The organism is Virgibacillus sp. (genome assembly GCF_013393565.1).
GTDB classification, from domain to species: domain Bacteria; phylum Bacillota; class Bacilli; order Bacillales; family Amphibacillaceae; genus Virgibacillus; species Virgibacillus dokdonensis.
In genome coordinates this window covers 1-16,427 of sequence record NZ_JABXHF010000013.1, presented here as the reverse complement: position 1 = coordinate 16,427, position 16,427 = coordinate 1, and the positions used below count along the sequence as shown (strand labels likewise).

The following is a 16,427-nucleotide window of genomic DNA, read 5'->3' as shown; positions in this document are numbered from 1 at the left end:
AGCCTCCTTGTTGGAAAAGCTTGGCTTGTCGCCAAGTCTTATGGCGACAGCCTTTGGTTTTCTTATACTATAAAACAAAAAAACCTTATACTTTCCGATAGTGAAAAAAAGCAGTTCGCTTTTTTTCCTGCGGGATCTTACATTCCCTTATACTAAGGCAAGATTGGCTACTACAAAACGTCTATATCTTCTTTATTACTCTTAACATAGTTTACTTGATTATACTATTTTCTCATATTCCATCTCACGTATTTCCTAAACTGTTCATCCCTTTCACGTTAATCTAAAATCAAAACATGTTAGCTAGGAAAACTTGCATGTTATCCTGAATTCCCCCTTTAAAAACGGTTTCATATTACATTAGGAGTGTAAACGAATTCAACGAGAAAGGGATGACGTGATATGTTTACATTTATAGGAGGAATTATATTATTAATTATAGGTTATTTCACATATGGTAAATTTATTGAAAAAGTTTTTGGAGTTCAACCAGACAGACCAACACCAGCCATTACGAAACAAGATGGCGTGGATTATTTGCCATTAAAACGGAACAAAAATGCCATGATAGAGTTAATTAGTATTGCAGGCGTCGGTCCCATTTTTGGGCCCATCATGGGAGCTTTATATGGACCAGTAGCATTTCTTTGGATCGTTATAGGTTGTATTTTCGCAGGAGCAGTGCACGATTATTTAACAGGGATGATTTCCATTCGTAATGGCGGAGCACATCTACCACAACTGGCCGGAAAGTTTTTAGGAAAATATATGAAACATATTGTTAACATATTTTCCGTTCTGCTTCTACTACTAGTCGGTACCGTTTTTGTTAGTTCTTCCGCTGGCCTAATTTTTGATTTAGTAAATGGATCAATTGCGCTTGTAGCACTTATTGTCATTATCTTTGGATACTATATCCTATCCACGATGTTACCGATCGATAAATTAATTGGGAAGTTGTTCCCGATATTTGGTGCATTTTTACTTATTGGAACATTAGCGTTAGGTATTAGCCTTGTTATCAATCAAGCGCCAATTCCAGAAGTATCTTTAACCAATTTACACCCTGAAAATACACCCATATTTCCGTTATTGTTTCTAGTTATTTCATGTGGTGCTTTATCTGGATTTCATGCAACACAATCACCAATTATTGCTAGAACGACAAAAAATGAAAAAGAAGCAAGAAGTGTCTTTTATGGCATGATGATCGTAGAAGGAATTATTGCTATGGTATGGGCCGCCGCAGCTATGAGTTTATTCGGTGGGACCGTTACTTTAAATGAACTCATTAACACCATCGGAACGGGTGGGATTGTAAGTGAAGTTGGCACGATGATGCTTGGATCCATCTTGGGATCTGTTCTTGTATTATCCATTATTTTTCTTCCACTTTCATCTGGTGACACGGCATTTCGCAGTGCACGCATGATCATTGCTGACTACTTTCATGTATCACAAAAGAAAATTACGAAACGTTTAATCATCGCTCTACCATTATTTTCAATATCCGTTATTTTAACAAATATGGATTTCACCTTGCTTTGGAGATATTTCTCTTGGGCCAATCAATCTTTAGCGGTTATTGCATTATGGGTAGCATCCATGTATTTATTTATTGCCAAAAAGAATTATTTCGTAGCCATGATTCCAGGCATTTTCATGACCTATGTAACTACAGCATACATCCTAAATGCTCCAATTGGATTTAGAATACCAATGAATATAACTTATATACTAAGCGCAATAATCACAATTGGAATAATTGGCTTATTTTATAAATATGCACGGCAAAATGCAAGAAATGGGATGAAAATTGAAGAAAGCGTTGCTGTTTCTCCATCTAAAGCAGCTTAATAACTTCATAAATACTTTAGAACCCGTATTTCCAAATAGTACGGGTTCTTTGTTAAATACGATACACTTTTAAAATCCAACATCTTATGAAATTTGAAAACAATATTGCCCTCTTTACTTTAGTAAGCAAGAGGGCTAAAAGAATATTTTATTTATTTTTCAGGGAAAGAACTGCGTACAGCTTCATAGACATCATCCACGTTTTTGCCCATACCCGATTCTACTGCGGCAACATATGCTCCTTCTACAATTGGCGCTTCGACTAATTTAATGTCTTCTTGATCAGCTATTTCCATAGCCATTTCAGCATTCATTTTTGCACTACCAAGATCATAAAATAATAGTACGCCGCTTCCGCTATTTGCTTTTTCTATGGCACTGTTAATTTTTTCAATACTCGTACCTATCTCATTGTCCTCCGTTCCTCCAGCCACTTCAATAGGAACTTCTTTCATCACTTGACGAATCAATTCTTTAGCTCCTTCAGCAATTTTATGGCTATGAGAAATCAACACAATACCTACATAACTCATGCTTTACTATCTCCTTTCCACACTTCTGCTAGAGCTTCAAAAATAAAATAAGTAGAAGCTGAACCTGGATCTTGGTGTCCGATCGTTTTTTCTTTAAAATAGGCTGCTCGTCCCTTGGTTGCGGTCATTGCTTTAATTTTTTCAAGTGCAGCATCCGCGCTGGCCATGAGTCCATCAGGTGTCGAATGCTCATTATCTGTAAAATAATGTGCGATTGATGCCCACATATCAACCATAGTTTTCTCGCCTTCTTCTGCTTTACCACGTTGTTTTAACCCATTTACTGCTTCATTTAATGCAGAGCTGAAACTAGTTTGGTCTACAAGTTCTTCTCCTTTTAGTTTCGTTGATAGTTTAAGGAAAGCAGTTCCAAATAAGGGACCTGAAGCGCCGCCTACTTTCGACATTAACGTCATCGCCACATCTTTGAAAACTTCAGATACATTCGTATAAGTAGCTTCTTCCAATTTTGAAGCTACTTCTTGAAACCCTCTAGCCATATTTATTCCGTGGTCACCGTCTCCAATAGGCTGATCTAAAGCCGTTAATTCATCTTTGTTGGTTTGCATTTTTTCATTTGCTCGTTGCATCCATTGAACTGTATTCATTACATTTAGTTGCATTTTTATTTCCTCCTAATTGCGAAATGCAGGTGCTTCAGACGGAGCTTGTAGTAAAGATTTTAATTCGTCATCTAGCTTTAGCAAAGTAACTGAACAACCCGCCATTTCCAACGATGTCATATATTCTCCTACAAATGTTTGAAATACTTCAATACCTTTATCTTTTAACAGGCTTTGCACCTTTTTATTAACAATAAATAGTTCCATTTCCGGAGTAGCACCTAAACCATTAATCATTACAGCTACTTCTTGTCTTTTTGGTATGTCTATATCAGCGAAAATTCGTTCTACTAATTCTGTAGCAATGTCATCAGCAGAAGCGATTTGCTTTCGTTCAATTCCTGGTTCTCCGTGAATACCTATTCCTATCTCCATTTCATTATCATCTAACTGAAAACTTGGCTTCCCAGCAGCTGGGACAGTGCCAGAAGTTAACGCCATTCCCATGGAGCGCACATTGGCTACAACCTTATCAGCAACACGCTTTACCTCTTGCAATGAAGCGCCACTTTCAGCCATAGCCCCAGCTATTTTATGAACGAGTACGGTACCAGCTATACCCCTTCTCCCCGTTGTAAACGAGCTATCTTCTACAGCAACATCATCATTTACAATTACTTTTTCTACTTGAATACCTTCTGCTTCAGCTAACTCTGCAGCCATTTCAAAGTTAAGTACATCCCCTGTATAGTTTTTAATAACGAGAAAGACGCCTTTTCCTCCGTCTGCTGCTTTAATTCCTTCAAATACCTGGTCAGGTGTTGGCGATGTAAAAACTTCACCTGCAACTGCACAATCTAACATACCTTTTCCAATATATCCAGCATGAGCTGGTTCATGACCGCTACCCCCACCACTCACTAAACCAACTTTATCTTCTACAGGAGCATCTTTACGAGCGATGACAAGCGTCTCAGGAATTACTTTTAATTTGGACGGATAAGCAGCAACTAGACCTTGCACCATATCTTGTACAACTTCATTTGGATTATTAATAATTTTTTTCATTGCTTCATTCCTCCTTAACTCTATTGTAGTAAAATTTTTTTACACTTGGAAGGCTTTGGAATTTTTGTTTTCAACAATCTTGTGTATAAGTACTTCCCTTAAAAGGTATTACTTTTCGCGCCTTAGAAAAATTGGTTTGTCGCCAAGTCTTACGGCGAAGCCTTTGTTTTTCTTATACTATAAACCCGAACAAAGGATCGGAGCGCCCGGTTAGCAACGTAGCGACTGGAACGAATCAACTAAAGTTTTAGGAATCATGCCCCTGCAACAGGGGTATGCCGACGGTGGGCGGCAAGCCCGTTTTTAGTCGGCCTTCCTTTTTAACACGAACCGATGATGACTTATCGTAGGGCGATTTCGTGAAGTCGCCTAGTTGCTGGGCGCTGGAGCCGGACGGGGCCCATTCGGTTATTTGGTTACGCCATAGCATCAAATTTTATACTTTCTTATCTTTTAAAAAAGTATAAAATTTCAGGGCTTATCGTAAAAGACATCGTTTTTCGCCATAAAGATTGGACGATTAAGCTAAAATTTTCTACTATTTGAAAATGAATTTTTCCATTTAAAAGTCTTACCATTCCTTTTAAGCAGGAGTTTTTGACAATCACGCAAACAAGGCTTCTTCTTGCTTCCATTTCCTCATAAAAAAAGATAAACTAACTCTATGATTGATTAGAAAGTTGGGATCCCATGGCTTCAGAAAAAGTGAAAAAGATCACATTGTTTGGGTTAACATGGCCGATTTTCATTGAAATTTTCCTACATATGTTAATGGGAAATGCGGATACATTAATGTTAAGTCAATATTCCGATAAGGCCGTTGCAGCTGTTGGTGTCTCTAACCAAGTACTGTCGGTAGTCATTGTCATGTTTGGCTTTGTAGCACAAGGAGCAGCCATTCTAATTGCGCAAAACCTAGGTGCTAGAAACAACCAACAGGCTGGAGAGATTTCTGTTTTATCTATTAATCTAAACCTGTTATTCTCCCTATTTTTAAGCGTCGTGTTATTTTTCGGTGCACAATATATTCTTCAATTAATGGATCTCCCTCAAGAAATCATGAACGAAGCATCTGGATACATGCAAATTGTAGGTGGGCTCATCTTTATACAAGCATTAATTATGACTCTAGGCGCTATTTTACGTAGCTACGGATATACGAAAGATACCATGAATGTCACCATCGGCATGAATATATTGAATGTCATTGGAAATTATTTTGTCATTTTTGGACCATTCGGCTTTCCTGTTTTAGGGGTAGAAGGGGTTGCCTACTCTACTGCGATTAGCCGTTTTATAGGTGTTATTGTCCTATTTTACTTATTTCTAAAACGAAACCAAGGGGAAATTCAAGTAGCATACTTTTTCCGTTTTCCGAAAAGCTATGTAAAACGATTATTGCAAATTGGCATTCCATCTGCAGGTGAACAAATCTCTTATAACGCCAGCCAAATGGTAATTACTTATTTTGTAGCCCAGCTTGGCACAATTGCAATAACGACGAAGGTTTATGCGCAAAATATTATGATGTTTATTTTCTTATTTTCCATCGCTATTGGTCAAGGTACACAAATTTTAGTTGGACATTTAGTTGGCGCAGGAGACATAGAAGCAGCATATAAGCGTGTCATGAAAAGCCTAAAAATATCAATTGTTATTTCCTTATCAATGGCTACGGTTGTATATTTTTACTCCAGTCAGTTACTAGGGATTTTTACAGATGATACGACGATATTGGAAACAGGGGCAGGCTTATTGCTAATGACAGTTGTACTGGAACCCGGAAGAGCATTTAATTTAATCATGATCAGCTCTTTACGAGCAGCTGGCGATGTAAAGTTTCCAGTTTATATTGGCGTTGCTGTGATGTGGGGCATTGGAGTTACTTTTGCATGGTTCTTCGCTATTTATTTAAATTTGGGTCTTATTGGTATTTGGATTTCCTTTATTGCTGATGAATGGATGCGAGGATTATTTATGCTAAGACGTTGGCGAAACCGTAATTGGGTATCCATGAGTTTTGTAAAATCAGAAACGAAATCACATCATTGATTTCTTCGTGAATCTATGCTACAACTAACAAAGCACCTCCTTATGAGGATATTAAAATAAGAAAGAAAGTGATAGCAATGGGTATTGTCGTAGTCGAGGTCTGTGACGGAAATGCAATCACTTCTATTCATATAGAGGAAATCTTAGAAAAAGAATTTCCTGAAGTAGCTGTGCTCATGAATGATTGTCTATCTTTTTGCGGATTATGCAGAGTAAAACCATATGCACTCGTTAACAATCGACGCATTTTCGGAAACACGCCAGAAGAATGCTTAGAGAAAATAAGAACTGCCATTAAAGAAGAGCTAGCTGTATACGAATAACAGCTAACTCTTCTCTATTCTGCAAAGCTAACTCCATAAAACTTGGTTTATCGCCAAAACTTTATGGCAAAGTCCGTCCTCTTGCTAATACTCTCCGTCCTAAAAGTTACTCTTTCCCATAGTTAAAAAGAAGTCAAATTGTTATATGTATGTTTTCAGAGTCCACTTTTACGCTTTTAAATGGATAATAACATCCATTTCAACGAGCGCGTCTTTTGGTAATTTGCCCACTTCCATTGTTGATCTTGCCGGATATGGCTCTTGTAAATAGCCTCCATAGATTTCATTGACGGCAGCAAAATTTTGCATTGATTGTAAATAAATGGAGAATTTAACTGCTTTAGCTAAATCTGTTCCCGCCTCTTGTAAAATAGCTTGAATATTTTCTAAAACTTGTTTTGTCTGCTCATGAATTCCTTCTGCCATCTCCCCTGTTTCTGGATTAATCCCAATTTGCCCAGATACATAAAGGAAATCACCTGCTACAATAGCCTGTGAGTATGGACCTAACGCAGCGGGTGCCTTTTCTGTATGAATTGCCTTATTCATTTGAATCTCCTCCTTCATTTCATCATACCATAGAAATTTAATCTTCTTTTAATTTATCTTTATATGCCATCACAGATTTAACATAATAAATATCGCCATAGCAAGCATCAAGTGCTTGCGCCCCGTCACGTAAACAGCGGTATTTCTCTTTGTCAGGATCTGCTGCATACATTTTTTGCGAAAATTGAATGGCTGCTTCTTGTGAAAAGTCGTCCCCTTGCTCGCGAATATAATCGACGAATCCTTTTCCAAAATTGTACGATTGGATAGCCGTTAATACATCGCCACCTGCTGCTTTCAATGTTTGTGAAAAATAATAGACTCCTTGTTTAATAGATACTTCCGGATCTTGAATACATCCACGTTCTCCGCAATAACTTTCTGATGATTGCATTGGATCATCCCCTTGCCCGCTAGATTCTTGCATCATCATAGCGAGAAGCGTATCAACATGCTCTTCCACTTCATACTTTTTAGCATATTTTACTACTAAAGGGCGGTAATCTAAAACTTGTTCACTAATTATCGGACCTGTCTGTGAATCAGGTTGTGTTAACATAAATCGTTGAAAGAACAATGATATACCAATAAATAAAAGGAATAAGCCGACTCCTACAAACACCGTTCGTTTAACTGCTTTTGACAATCTCCTGTTGTTCTTCATCATCATCTAGTCCTTTACTATCTTTGCTATAAGGAAACCTGTCACCCATCCAAATAATACATGCCCGATAACCCAAAGCAAAAACGAGGTTCCGTCAAGTAAGTCTGGTGTACGTTCAGAAAAGCTTGTCGTTATATAAATAACAGCACCTATTAAACTACTAAGCAACGTATAGGCGAAAAGGTTTTGTTCGTGCCCAATCTGTTTTAAGGCTACATAGATCACTGGCACTAGAATTACCGAAACAATCATATGCAGCATAAATTCACCAAATTCATTTAACGGCAAATCTTTTAGTATTGGGATATAATCGACGTTGAGCAATAGTGTGTACACTCGGTTGGATGTTATCTGCTCCGTTAGCTTTAAAAAAACACCTAGAACGACACCAGAGATACCCCCAATCCATATTATTTTTAATCGTCTCATTGCTTAAACCCCTTGAAAATTATGTTTTACCGTTATTTCCCATTTGTTTTGCTGGCCAATTTTAATTGCGCTAGATAAATATCTATCTATTATTCTAAAACAAAAATCTATGATGTGAAAGTCACACTGTTTTGCAGCCTCTCCACATTACCTTTATTACTTATTGCGAACAACTTTTCAATGTAGGCATTTAAAAACAGCCCTGTCGGATCTAGTTGCTCGCGTAGCCGTAAAAACGCCTCCAGTTTAGGATATAATCTCTGTAATTGATCCATATTCATATTGTGCATTTTTCCCCAATGTGGTCTTGCCTCGTACACCTGTAAAACAGAATCCATATCTTGAAAATACTTTTCATACGGCATTCCACGATACATATGGATAGCAATATAAGCGGAATCCCTCTCGTATGCCGTACTTAGCCATAAATCGTCTCCTTTTACCATCCTGACCTCAATTGGAAAATGCACTTGGTAACCTTCCTTCGCCATTTTCGTTCGTATAGCGATTAATGCTTCTCGTACATTTTCCAATGGAATACTATACTCCATTTCACGAAAGCGGACGTTACGAGCTGTAGCGAAAAGATCACAGCTTTTCGCATGAATGACGGAAGAGCCAATAGCTTTGGCGGATAAACGACTAATCCAATATGTTGTTGGCGGTACTACTCTTGCTACTTCCGAAAGAAACTGATAAACATAGTTTTCAACTACTAATGCCTCTAATTGATGCCTTCTAATTGATTGCGGTTTTTGATCAGATAGATTCATCATTTTAATTTGGACAGTATCAGAATATGGAAACAGGTAACATTCAAAATGCCTATTTTCTGCTATGAAATGATCCATGTTTTGAAGTACATCTTGGAAATGCATTTTCTTGCTTTCGAAACGATACGTAGGAGAAGGAATGATCCGAATGGTCACCTCGACTACTATACCTAATAATCCTAAAGAAACTGCAGCAGCCTGTAATGGTACTTCACTTTCTGCATTTATAGTTAAGAGTTCACCCTCAGCGTTAACCATTTTTAATTCCACTACTTGTGTAGCAAGGCTACCGAATTGAATGCCTGTCCCATGGGTCCCTGTTAATATGGCACCTGCTAAACTTTGCATGTTAATATCCCCTAAGTTCTCCTGTGAAAAACCTTTAGCCGCAAGGTGCTTTGCCAAATCATATAAACGTGTCCCAGCTAATACAACGGCAGTTTGTTTCTGCCCATCCATAGAGACTATGCCAGATAATTTGTCCAAAGAAAGAAGATAATCTTCACTCACAAAAATAGGAGTAAACGAATGACCTGCACCAATTACTCGTACTTGCTGCTTTTTTACATTAGCTTTTTTAACAAGTTGACACACTTCATTAATAGATGTTGGGTAGGCTACTTGATGTGGTTCAAAGTATACAGTCTCTGCCCAATTTTTCCAATATGCCTCTTTCATTAATAAAAGCACTCCCCTTCCCCACGATAGGTTGGCATGTAGCCGACTACTTTTCCCTCTGATATACAGAGAATATCATTAAAACGTTCACAGATTTCTCCAGCTTTTGCCGCCCGAAAAACGATTATATCTCCTATCTCTTTAGATTGTTTTGGGATGAAGACAGGAGTCTGTACTTCACCTGCTCCCTCTACTGATATCAACCTACTTCCAGCAGGGTAAACTGGCACTGGCATTTTATCATCACCTGATTTGCCAGAGGCGATATATCCCCCTCCATGACATGTATAAATATTTTTTGCCGCCTTGCGGACAATGGGAAGCGTAAAAAACATCGCTGGCTTTGTTCCTAACGGTTGTTTATAATAGTCAAACAGCTGAGGGGAATAAAATCCTGAACCAACCGTAACTTCTGAAACTGCATCTTCTTTCACCGTAGTAGAGAGACTCCCTGTCCCTCCACCATTAACCAACAGAAGTGAGAAGCCACGCGCTTTTAAAGCTGCAACAAGCTCACCTCGCCGCTTCTTCACAGAAGGAGTGGATTGTTTCTTTAAAACTTGCATCCATTTATTTACTACTAAATGATGGGGCAAGTTATCTTGGACGCCAGCAATTTGTGCTTCATATCCCATTGCTCCTATTAGTCGCAAATGAGATTGTTTTTTAATATAATCAGCTATAGCTAATACATCACTAAGTTTATGCAACGGCGAACGACGCACTCCGAAGTGAAGCTTTCTACCATATCTCGTACTCATATCGATATCCAAGCATAGAGGAATAAAACCTTTTTCCTGTTTAGCTATTTGCTGTACCATATCCACTTGTTGCAAATGATCAACCATACAAATAATATGCGCACCATTTTTATTAACTTCCGCTATCTGTTTCAGCGCTTCTCTATCGACCGAAGGATAGCCGATTAATATGTTATCAAATCCTTTATTGTGTAAAAATAAAGCCTCTTGAGCGTTATAGCACATTAAACCTTGAAATACGTTGCTTGAAGCTAAAATTCGCTTTAGCACAGGGATAGAACGAATAGACTTCGTGGCAATTCGTATCGTCTTGTCATTTGCCTGTCGTGCAATAGCGTTACAATTATGGTCAAACTGATCTAAATGAAGAACTAATCTCGGCTGTGATTTTAAATGAGAACCTTGCTTGTGCAATTTATTCCCCCGCTTTCTTTGGATAATGAAAAAACTCTGACATCCTTATTCACATGTTAGAGTTTTTTCAGCTTATCCTTACTATCTAAGTAAATCTTCTTCAACAGACGTTATTTATTCCTTCATTTTCTAGTAACATTAGAAAAACTCGGCTTGTTGCCAAGTCTTATGGCGAATGGCGTAGTTTTTTCTTATTCTATAAACCTTTAAACGTTTATACCTTCCTATAGTGTAAGGGGTGACCTGAAGTTCTTAATTATATTAGCCATTTAGGTGCTATTATCACCGCCTTAGCTTTGTTTGAAAGCGGGAATATTGCAGCACCTTATATGCTAAAAAACAAGCTATAATGAACGAGCACCTCGTCGTTCCACAACCCTATTTAATTTTTTTATAGTAACAACTTTACTTACCCACTTGCCGTTTTTTCCATCTTCTCTCCCGATCCCTTTGCACGATTCATATACAACTGGATAGCTAACATAAGAATAAAGGCGGCCAATCCATATACATCCGTATTTCCTTCTGGATAAATTAATAACAGCCCGATTGCTATTGTTAAAATACGTACAGACCAGTGAAGCTTTACATACCAAAAACCAATCAAACCTGCGCCAATTGCAATCATACCCGTAATGGCTGTAAATAATATCCATCCGACCTCACCAATCGATGTATCAATCATTAAGAGTTCTGGCTGTAATACAAACATATACGGAATAATAAAAGCAGCAATAGCCAGCTTAGCAGCATTTATCCCCGTGCGAATTGGTTCACCGCCTGAGATACCTGTAGCTGCAAAAGCAGCGAGTGCAACTGGTGGGGTAATATCAGCTACAATACCGAAATAAAACACAAACATATGCCCCGCAAGTAGTGGAATAGCTACATCTAAATGATCATTTAAGGCTAAAATAGCTGGTAGGGCTATCGTGGATGTAATAATATAATTCGCTGTCGTAGGCGAACCCATCCCTAGAATGATCGACGTAATCATGGTGAAAAATAACGTTAACAATAATTGCATATCCGCCGATGTAGCTATAGAACCAGCAATATCTACCAAACTATTTCCTAACTTTAATCCTAGGCCTGTCTTTGTCACAACACCTACAATAATACCGGCGCACGCTGTAGCTGCAGCTACACCTAAAGCGGTACGAGCACCTGATGTTAGAGCGGTAATGAATTTACGTGGTGTTATACGTGTTTCCTTCATAAATATACTAACAACTATCGTAATCCCAATGCCATAGAGCGCTGTTCGCTCAATGCTAACTCCTTCAAATAGTAGCCAAACAATCGCTATGATCGGTAGAAGTAAGTGAATTTTTTTAAGTACTTCTTTCTTAGGTGGGATTTGATCTTTGGGTAGCCCGTACAAACCCATTCTTTTTGCTTCTAAATGGGTCATAATCCAAATACCCGAAAAATATAAAATAGCTGGAATTAACGCAGCTTGGGCAATTTGCCAATAGCCTACCCCTGCAAATTCAATCATTAAAAACGCTGCAGCACCCATGATGGGGGGCATAATTTGCCCACCTGTGGACGAAGCCGCTTCCACAGCACCAGCAAAATTTGGTTTATAGCCTAATCTTTTCATCATCGGTATGGTATATGAACCCGTCGTAACCGTATTTGCTACAGAACTTCCCGATATGGTTCCATTTAAGGCACTGGAAAAAATGGCTACCTTCGCTGGTCCTCCAGTCCGTTTTCCGGCAAGCGAGATAGCTAGATCGTTAAAATAATTACCAACCCCTGTTTGTACTAAAAAAGCACCAAACAATAAAAAGAGGAAAATATAAGTAGAGGAAACTTGCAATGGTGTACCTAAAATCCCTTCTGTTGTAAAAAACATGGTGTCGATAAGCTGTTCCAAACTTAACCCCTGATGCGCCAACATACCAGGCATTTGCCTACCAAATAGCGCATAAATTAAAAACAGACTAGCTATAATAGTAATGGGTAGCCCTACTGCTCTTCTTGTTGCTTCCATAACAAGTAAAATAGCAATTCCCCCAATAACCATTTGCACTTCTGTAATACCGCCAATTTGCTGTACAACTGTTTCATAATATACAGGCCAGTACCCACAAACAATAATGGATAATACGACCAAAATATAATCATACCAAGCAACCCGAGACTTGATTCCTGTTCTTCTAGCTGGAAATAATAAAAATATTAAGGAGAGTGCAAACCCTAAGTGAACGGTTCGTTGAATGTAGGCTGTTTTTTGCCCAAATGCTCCTGTGTATAATTGAAAAACGGAAAACGCCAGTAAGCCAAAAAAAACAATTCCTGCAGCTATGCCTGCAAGCTTTCGCGTATTCGCTTCTGTATCGTACTTTTTCAGTAATGCTTCTTGTTCTTGTTTCGTTAGCTGATCTTTTTCATCACTCATGTACTCTCACTCCTTTCAAGTATTGCCACAGCGTTACGTCGTCAATTTGTAACGTAAACCACGCTCCTGGTTGCACATAATCATTTAAATAAACTTGATATTGTGCGTTGTTTCCCCAAACGAGTCTATTTTCAGAAACAACCTTTCCATTCCGAAGTTTAATTTGATCAAACGTTTGATTTATGTTTTTTATATGATATTTGCCATCTTCATACGTAAATGCTTCCCCTTCCTGCGCATTAGCTGGCATACCAATAGCGAATTCTTCATAGATTATTTCCGTTTGCTGTATGGTGTTCTTATGTGTAACTTCATATTTTTCTACGACATCCGTTAAATGAATAGAATGCGTAAAAATATGTTGAAAAGCATCTCCCTCATCCAAAGGAAGAAACATGGCTATTTGCTCTGTATTTTCTTTATAAAAAATAAGTGCCGTTTTAAAAGGGGCAAAAAAGGCAATTAAGCAGGACAAACTAAGAATTATAATGGTTATAAAACACCATTGTTTTCGGTTTAAAGCACTCATATGATATTCACCTAATTTTTATTTAATGCTACGATGGTTATATTGTTAAATTTTTCCTATAGCAATAGAAAAATCGATCGACTATTCTCAACGCATCCACAGCGAAAAAGTGCTGTCTTTTTAATTTTCTATCCTCTAAAAACAGAAAAACCGGCAGCAAAATTCGGCAAACTCATTTTACTGCCGGTCCTATCCCGCACAAATCTATTCAGAAGCAGATATTCCTTCTTCGTCAAAATATTTTTGAGCTCCTGGATGTAAATCAATTCCAATACCATCAAGAGCGGATTCTTTGGTTATAAACTCACTCTTATCATGAGCAATTTTGTCCGTGTTTTCATAAATTGCTTTTGTAATATCGTAAACCACATCTTCAGAAAGACTATCTGTTACAGCAAGCATTGCTAAAACGGCTACTGTCTGGACATCTTCTTCTAAGCCGTATGTTCCAGCTTTGATCGTATCACTTGCATAATATGGATAGTCTCCTACTAAGGCATCTATTTTATCTTCAGCTATCGGAACGATGTTCACATCTACTTGAGCTTTTAATCCATCAACAGCCCCAGTCGGCGTTCCCGCTGTTATAAATGCTGCATCAATGTTTCCGTCTTGAATTCCACCTGTAGACTCTCCAAAATCAAGATTTTGTTCTTCAATATCATCCATTGACATACCATGAACTTCTAAAATCTGCTCGGCATTTACAAATGTTCCAGATCCAGGCGCACCAACAGATACTGCTTTCCCAGCTAAGTCCTCGACAGAAGTAATACCTGAATCCTTCGTCGTTACAATTTGAATGGTTTCTGGATAAAGAGAACCGATTGCTTGCACATTATCAACAGGCTCTCCTTCAAATGAATTGATTCCTTCAACAGCATTCGAAATCACATCTGTTTGGACAAATCCTAGTTGGGCATCGCCATCTCTTAAAGCAGCTACATTATCAGCAGAAGCATTAGACGATTGAGCATCTGTTTGAATTCCCGTCTCGGCCTTTATAATTGTTGCCATCTCTCCACCTAAAGGATAATATGTGCCACTTGTTCCTCCTGTAAGTAAGCTTAAAAATTCTGGCTTTTCCCCATCTTCGTTATCCCCTTCATTTGCATTATCTTTGTCGCTTTCCCCTCCACATGCAGTTAGTAATAATGCAAAGATAAATAAGGTAACCGTTAACAAAATCCACTTTGTACGTTTCACACATACTCCCCCTTATAAACCTTGTATAAAATATATTTTAACTTTTTATACAATTTATTGTCAAACTATTAGCAATAGAACTAATAAAAGTAAAATTAACTTTTAAGTTTCGTTTTAGAAAATAGATGGAAACGATAAAAACTCCCACTATTTTAAAACTGCGGGAGCACGAAACAATCTATTCTGTTCTATTTCACTAGTTCGTTTGAATAAACAACGCTGCTTTTCCAAACTTTTAGGACAAAAGCCGGAGTTTTTCTTATACAATGAACCGTAAATGTTTTACTTTAGTGCAAAGAAACCAAAATATCTTTCACGGTTTCTTCTTGGTTCAATTGACCAACGCCTTGCCCAGCCCATAATGACTGATAAGCGGCATTATTTTGTTCTTTAGCCGCTTTTCGTATATCCTTTGTACACGCATTTTGAATCGGAAACGGCAATGCTTTCATTTGTTTTTTCTCTAACTCTCTAGTAAATGTGTTGGCAACTCCTCTTGCTGGTCTACCAGAGAAAAAGGTAGTAATCATCGTGTCCTCTCCATTTGCAGAAAGAAGGGCTGCTTTATAAGAAGGTGCTGTCCCGGCTTCTTTAGCTAGGAGAAAACGTGTGCCAATTTGCACTGCTTCCGCTCCCATTTTGAATAGTCCTTGTACTTGTTCTTTACTGGCAATTCCACCTGTAGCAACAACCGGGAGTTTTATTTGTTGTTTTATAGAGCTTAGCAAAGCGACTAAGCCAATATTACACCCCTCTGGATAGTCGGCAATTTGAAATGTGCCTCGATGTCCGCCAGCTTCACTTCCTTGGGCAACGATAATATCGTATCCAGCCTCCTCTAACTGTTTTGCTTCTTCCACATTCGTTGCCATTCCCAATAACGTAACTGGATTCGTTTTCAATTTCATAATATGCTCGTCTGAAAGCATACCAAAAGCAGTACTTATAATGGGAATTTTTTCTTCAAGCAAAACCTCCATATTTTCCTCTAAGTAATCATCTACTTGAACTTGACTGCTTCCAGATTCTATTCCTAAACGATTTCGAAACACATTTAACGCTGATTGCATTGGCTCTAAGTCATTTGATGTAGCTTGTAAATTCGTTGCAAATAAATTGACAGCAAACGGTTGCTTCGTTAATTGTTTTACTTGCTGAATGGACTTTTTCAATGCTTCTGGATTCATATAGCCTGCCCCTATCGTCCCCAGTGCCCCTTCGTTAGCCACGGTTGCAACAAGCTCAGGGGTGGTAATTCCGCCAGCCATCCCTGCTTGTATTATCGGTAGCTTCACTTTCGTCTTTTCTAAAAAACGATTCATACCTAACTCCCTCCCATAAAATACCTTTTTTATTCGAAAACTTGGCTTGCACTATATCAAGCATACTATAGTGCTCCAATTCTTGCACCATAGTTATGGAGAACAAAGGCTCGGGGCGCCCGGTTAGCAACGTAGCGAGTGGAACGAATCAACTAAAGTTTTAGGAATTACGGTGAGGAACGAACCGATGATGACTTATCGTAAGGCGATTTCGTGAAGTCGCCTAGTTGCTGGGCGCTGGAGCCGGACGTGGCTAAATAACTTAGTTAGTTTATCCACAGCTGCAAAATTTTATA

Annotated in this window: 15 protein-coding genes; 3 read left to right on the top strand and 12 right to left on the bottom strand. The window is 38.3% G+C overall.

The window, feature by feature from the left end; translation table 11 throughout:
* The first annotated feature begins 402 nt into the window (after positions 1 to 402).
* On the top strand, positions 403 to 1,857 hold the full coding sequence (locus tag HLX49_RS04170) for a carbon starvation CstA family protein (protein ID WP_101932435.1): 1,455 nt from the start codon (positions 403 to 405) through the stop codon (positions 1,855 to 1,857).
* Between the two features lie 152 nt (positions 1,858 to 2,009).
* On the opposite strand, the gene dhaM is transcribed toward HLX49_RS04170, so the two are convergent.
* Genes dhaM through dhaK form a run of 3 tightly spaced genes read right to left on the bottom strand, consistent with a single transcriptional unit; the run spans position 2,010 to position 4,021 of the window.
* Positions 2,010 to 2,390: a dihydroxyacetone kinase phosphoryl donor subunit DhaM gene (gene dhaM / locus HLX49_RS04165; protein WP_073012906.1), complete on the bottom strand. Its 381-nt coding sequence runs from the start codon at positions 2,388 to 2,390 to the stop codon at positions 2,010 to 2,012.
* A complete protein-coding gene (gene dhaL / locus HLX49_RS04160; RefSeq protein ID WP_077705600.1) occupies positions 2,387 to 3,013 on the bottom strand; it encodes a dihydroxyacetone kinase subunit DhaL in 627 nt (208 codons plus the stop codon). The genes dhaM and dhaL overlap by 4 nt, the downstream gene beginning before the upstream one ends.
* Positions 3,014 to 3,025: 12 nt before the next feature.
* Positions 3,026 to 4,021 carry a dihydroxyacetone kinase subunit DhaK gene (gene dhaK / locus HLX49_RS04155; RefSeq protein ID WP_077705603.1) on the bottom strand — a complete coding sequence of 332 codons (996 nt, stop codon included), beginning with the start codon at positions 4,019 to 4,021 and terminating at the stop codon, positions 3,026 to 3,028.
* 690 nt (positions 4,022 to 4,711) lie between these two features.
* Between dhaK and HLX49_RS04150 the strand changes: the two genes are divergently transcribed.
* On the top strand, positions 4,712 to 6,073 hold the full coding sequence (locus tag HLX49_RS04150) for an MATE family efflux transporter (RefSeq protein ID WP_296360891.1): 1,362 nt from the start codon (positions 4,712 to 4,714) through the stop codon (positions 6,071 to 6,073).
* Positions 6,074 to 6,150: 77 nt separating this feature from the next.
* Entirely contained in the window at positions 6,151 to 6,396 is a 246-nt protein-coding gene (locus HLX49_RS04145; protein WP_073006865.1) for a YuzB family protein, read from the top strand.
* Positions 6,397 to 6,564: 168 nt separating this feature from the next.
* Here the strand turns inward: HLX49_RS04145 and HLX49_RS04140 are convergent, their stop codons facing one another.
* The 9 genes from HLX49_RS04140 to HLX49_RS04100 form a co-directional block, all read right to left on the bottom strand.
* On the bottom strand, positions 6,565 to 6,945 hold the full coding sequence (locus HLX49_RS04140) for a RidA family protein (protein ID WP_101933289.1): 381 nt from the start codon (positions 6,943 to 6,945) through the stop codon (positions 6,565 to 6,567).
* Positions 6,946 to 6,982: 37 nt separating this feature from the next.
* Positions 6,983 to 7,591 carry a lysozyme family protein gene (locus tag HLX49_RS04135; protein ID WP_296360890.1) on the bottom strand — a complete coding sequence of 203 codons (609 nt, stop codon included), beginning with the start codon at positions 7,589 to 7,591 and terminating at the stop codon, positions 6,983 to 6,985.
* Positions 7,592 to 7,615: 24 nt separating this feature from the next.
* The gene (locus tag HLX49_RS04130) at positions 7,616 to 8,038 is read right to left on the bottom strand and encodes a hypothetical protein (protein WP_296360889.1); all 423 of its coding nucleotides are present in this window, start codon (positions 8,036 to 8,038) and stop codon (positions 7,616 to 7,618) included.
* A gap of 107 nt (positions 8,039 to 8,145) precedes the next feature.
* On the bottom strand, positions 8,146 to 9,489 hold the full coding sequence (locus HLX49_RS04125; protein WP_296360888.1) for a D-arabinono-1,4-lactone oxidase: 1,344 nt from the start codon (positions 9,487 to 9,489) through the stop codon (positions 8,146 to 8,148).
* The gene (locus tag HLX49_RS04120; protein ID WP_101933286.1) at positions 9,489 to 10,664 is read right to left on the bottom strand and encodes an amino acid deaminase/aldolase; all 1,176 of its coding nucleotides are present in this window, start codon (positions 10,662 to 10,664) and stop codon (positions 9,489 to 9,491) included. The genes HLX49_RS04125 and HLX49_RS04120 overlap by 1 nt, the downstream gene beginning before the upstream one ends.
* Before the next feature lie 409 nt (positions 10,665 to 11,073).
* Positions 11,074 to 13,074 (bottom strand): TRAP transporter permease, encoded by a 2,001-nt coding sequence (locus HLX49_RS04115; RefSeq protein WP_077702299.1) that lies wholly within the window; start codon positions 13,072 to 13,074, stop codon positions 11,074 to 11,076.
* Positions 13,067 to 13,603 (bottom strand): DUF1850 domain-containing protein, encoded by a 537-nt coding sequence (locus HLX49_RS04110; protein ID WP_077702298.1) that lies wholly within the window; start codon positions 13,601 to 13,603, stop codon positions 13,067 to 13,069. Before HLX49_RS04110 ends, HLX49_RS04115 begins: the two co-directional genes overlap by 8 nt.
* A 204-nt stretch (positions 13,604 to 13,807) precedes the next feature.
* Positions 13,808 to 14,809 (bottom strand): TAXI family TRAP transporter solute-binding subunit, encoded by a 1,002-nt coding sequence (locus tag HLX49_RS04105; RefSeq protein WP_077702297.1) that lies wholly within the window; start codon positions 14,807 to 14,809, stop codon positions 13,808 to 13,810.
* A gap of 287 nt (positions 14,810 to 15,096) precedes the next feature.
* On the bottom strand, positions 15,097 to 16,131 hold the full coding sequence (locus tag HLX49_RS04100; RefSeq protein ID WP_077702296.1) for an NAD(P)H-dependent flavin oxidoreductase: 1,035 nt from the start codon (positions 16,129 to 16,131) through the stop codon (positions 15,097 to 15,099).
* Positions 16,132 to 16,427: the final 296 nt, after the last annotated feature.

Coding starts and splice junctions, on each gene's coding strand:
- HLX49_RS04125 (WP_296360888.1), bottom strand. CDS start 9,489: ATGAAAGAGGCATATTGGAAAAATTGGGCAGAGACTGTATACTTTGAA.
- HLX49_RS04140 (WP_101933289.1), bottom strand. CDS start 6,945: ATGAATAAGGCAATTCATACAGAAAAGGCACCCGCTGCGTTAGGTCCA.
- HLX49_RS04100 (WP_077702296.1), bottom strand. CDS start 16,131: ATGAATCGTTTTTTAGAAAAGACGAAAGTGAAGCTACCGATAATACAA.
- dhaL (WP_077705600.1), bottom strand. CDS start 3,013: ATGCAACTAAATGTAATGAATACAGTTCAATGGATGCAACGAGCAAAT.
- HLX49_RS04110 (WP_077702298.1), bottom strand. CDS start 13,603: ATGAGTGCTTTAAACCGAAAACAATGGTGTTTTATAACCATTATAATT.
- HLX49_RS04150 (WP_296360891.1), top strand. CDS start 4,712: ATGGCTTCAGAAAAAGTGAAAAAGATCACATTGTTTGGGTTAACATGG.
- HLX49_RS04115 (WP_077702299.1), bottom strand. CDS start 13,074: ATGAGTGATGAAAAAGATCAGCTAACGAAACAAGAACAAGAAGCATTA.
- HLX49_RS04145 (WP_073006865.1), top strand. CDS start 6,151: ATGGGTATTGTCGTAGTCGAGGTCTGTGACGGAAATGCAATCACTTCT.
- HLX49_RS04170 (WP_101932435.1), top strand. CDS start 403: ATGTTTACATTTATAGGAGGAATTATATTATTAATTATAGGTTATTTC.
- HLX49_RS04130 (WP_296360889.1), bottom strand. CDS start 8,038: ATGAGACGATTAAAAATAATATGGATTGGGGGTATCTCTGGTGTCGTT.
- dhaM (WP_073012906.1), bottom strand. CDS start 2,390: ATGAGTTATGTAGGTATTGTGTTGATTTCTCATAGCCATAAAATTGCT.
- dhaK (WP_077705603.1), bottom strand. CDS start 4,021: ATGAAAAAAATTATTAATAATCCAAATGAAGTTGTACAAGATATGGTG.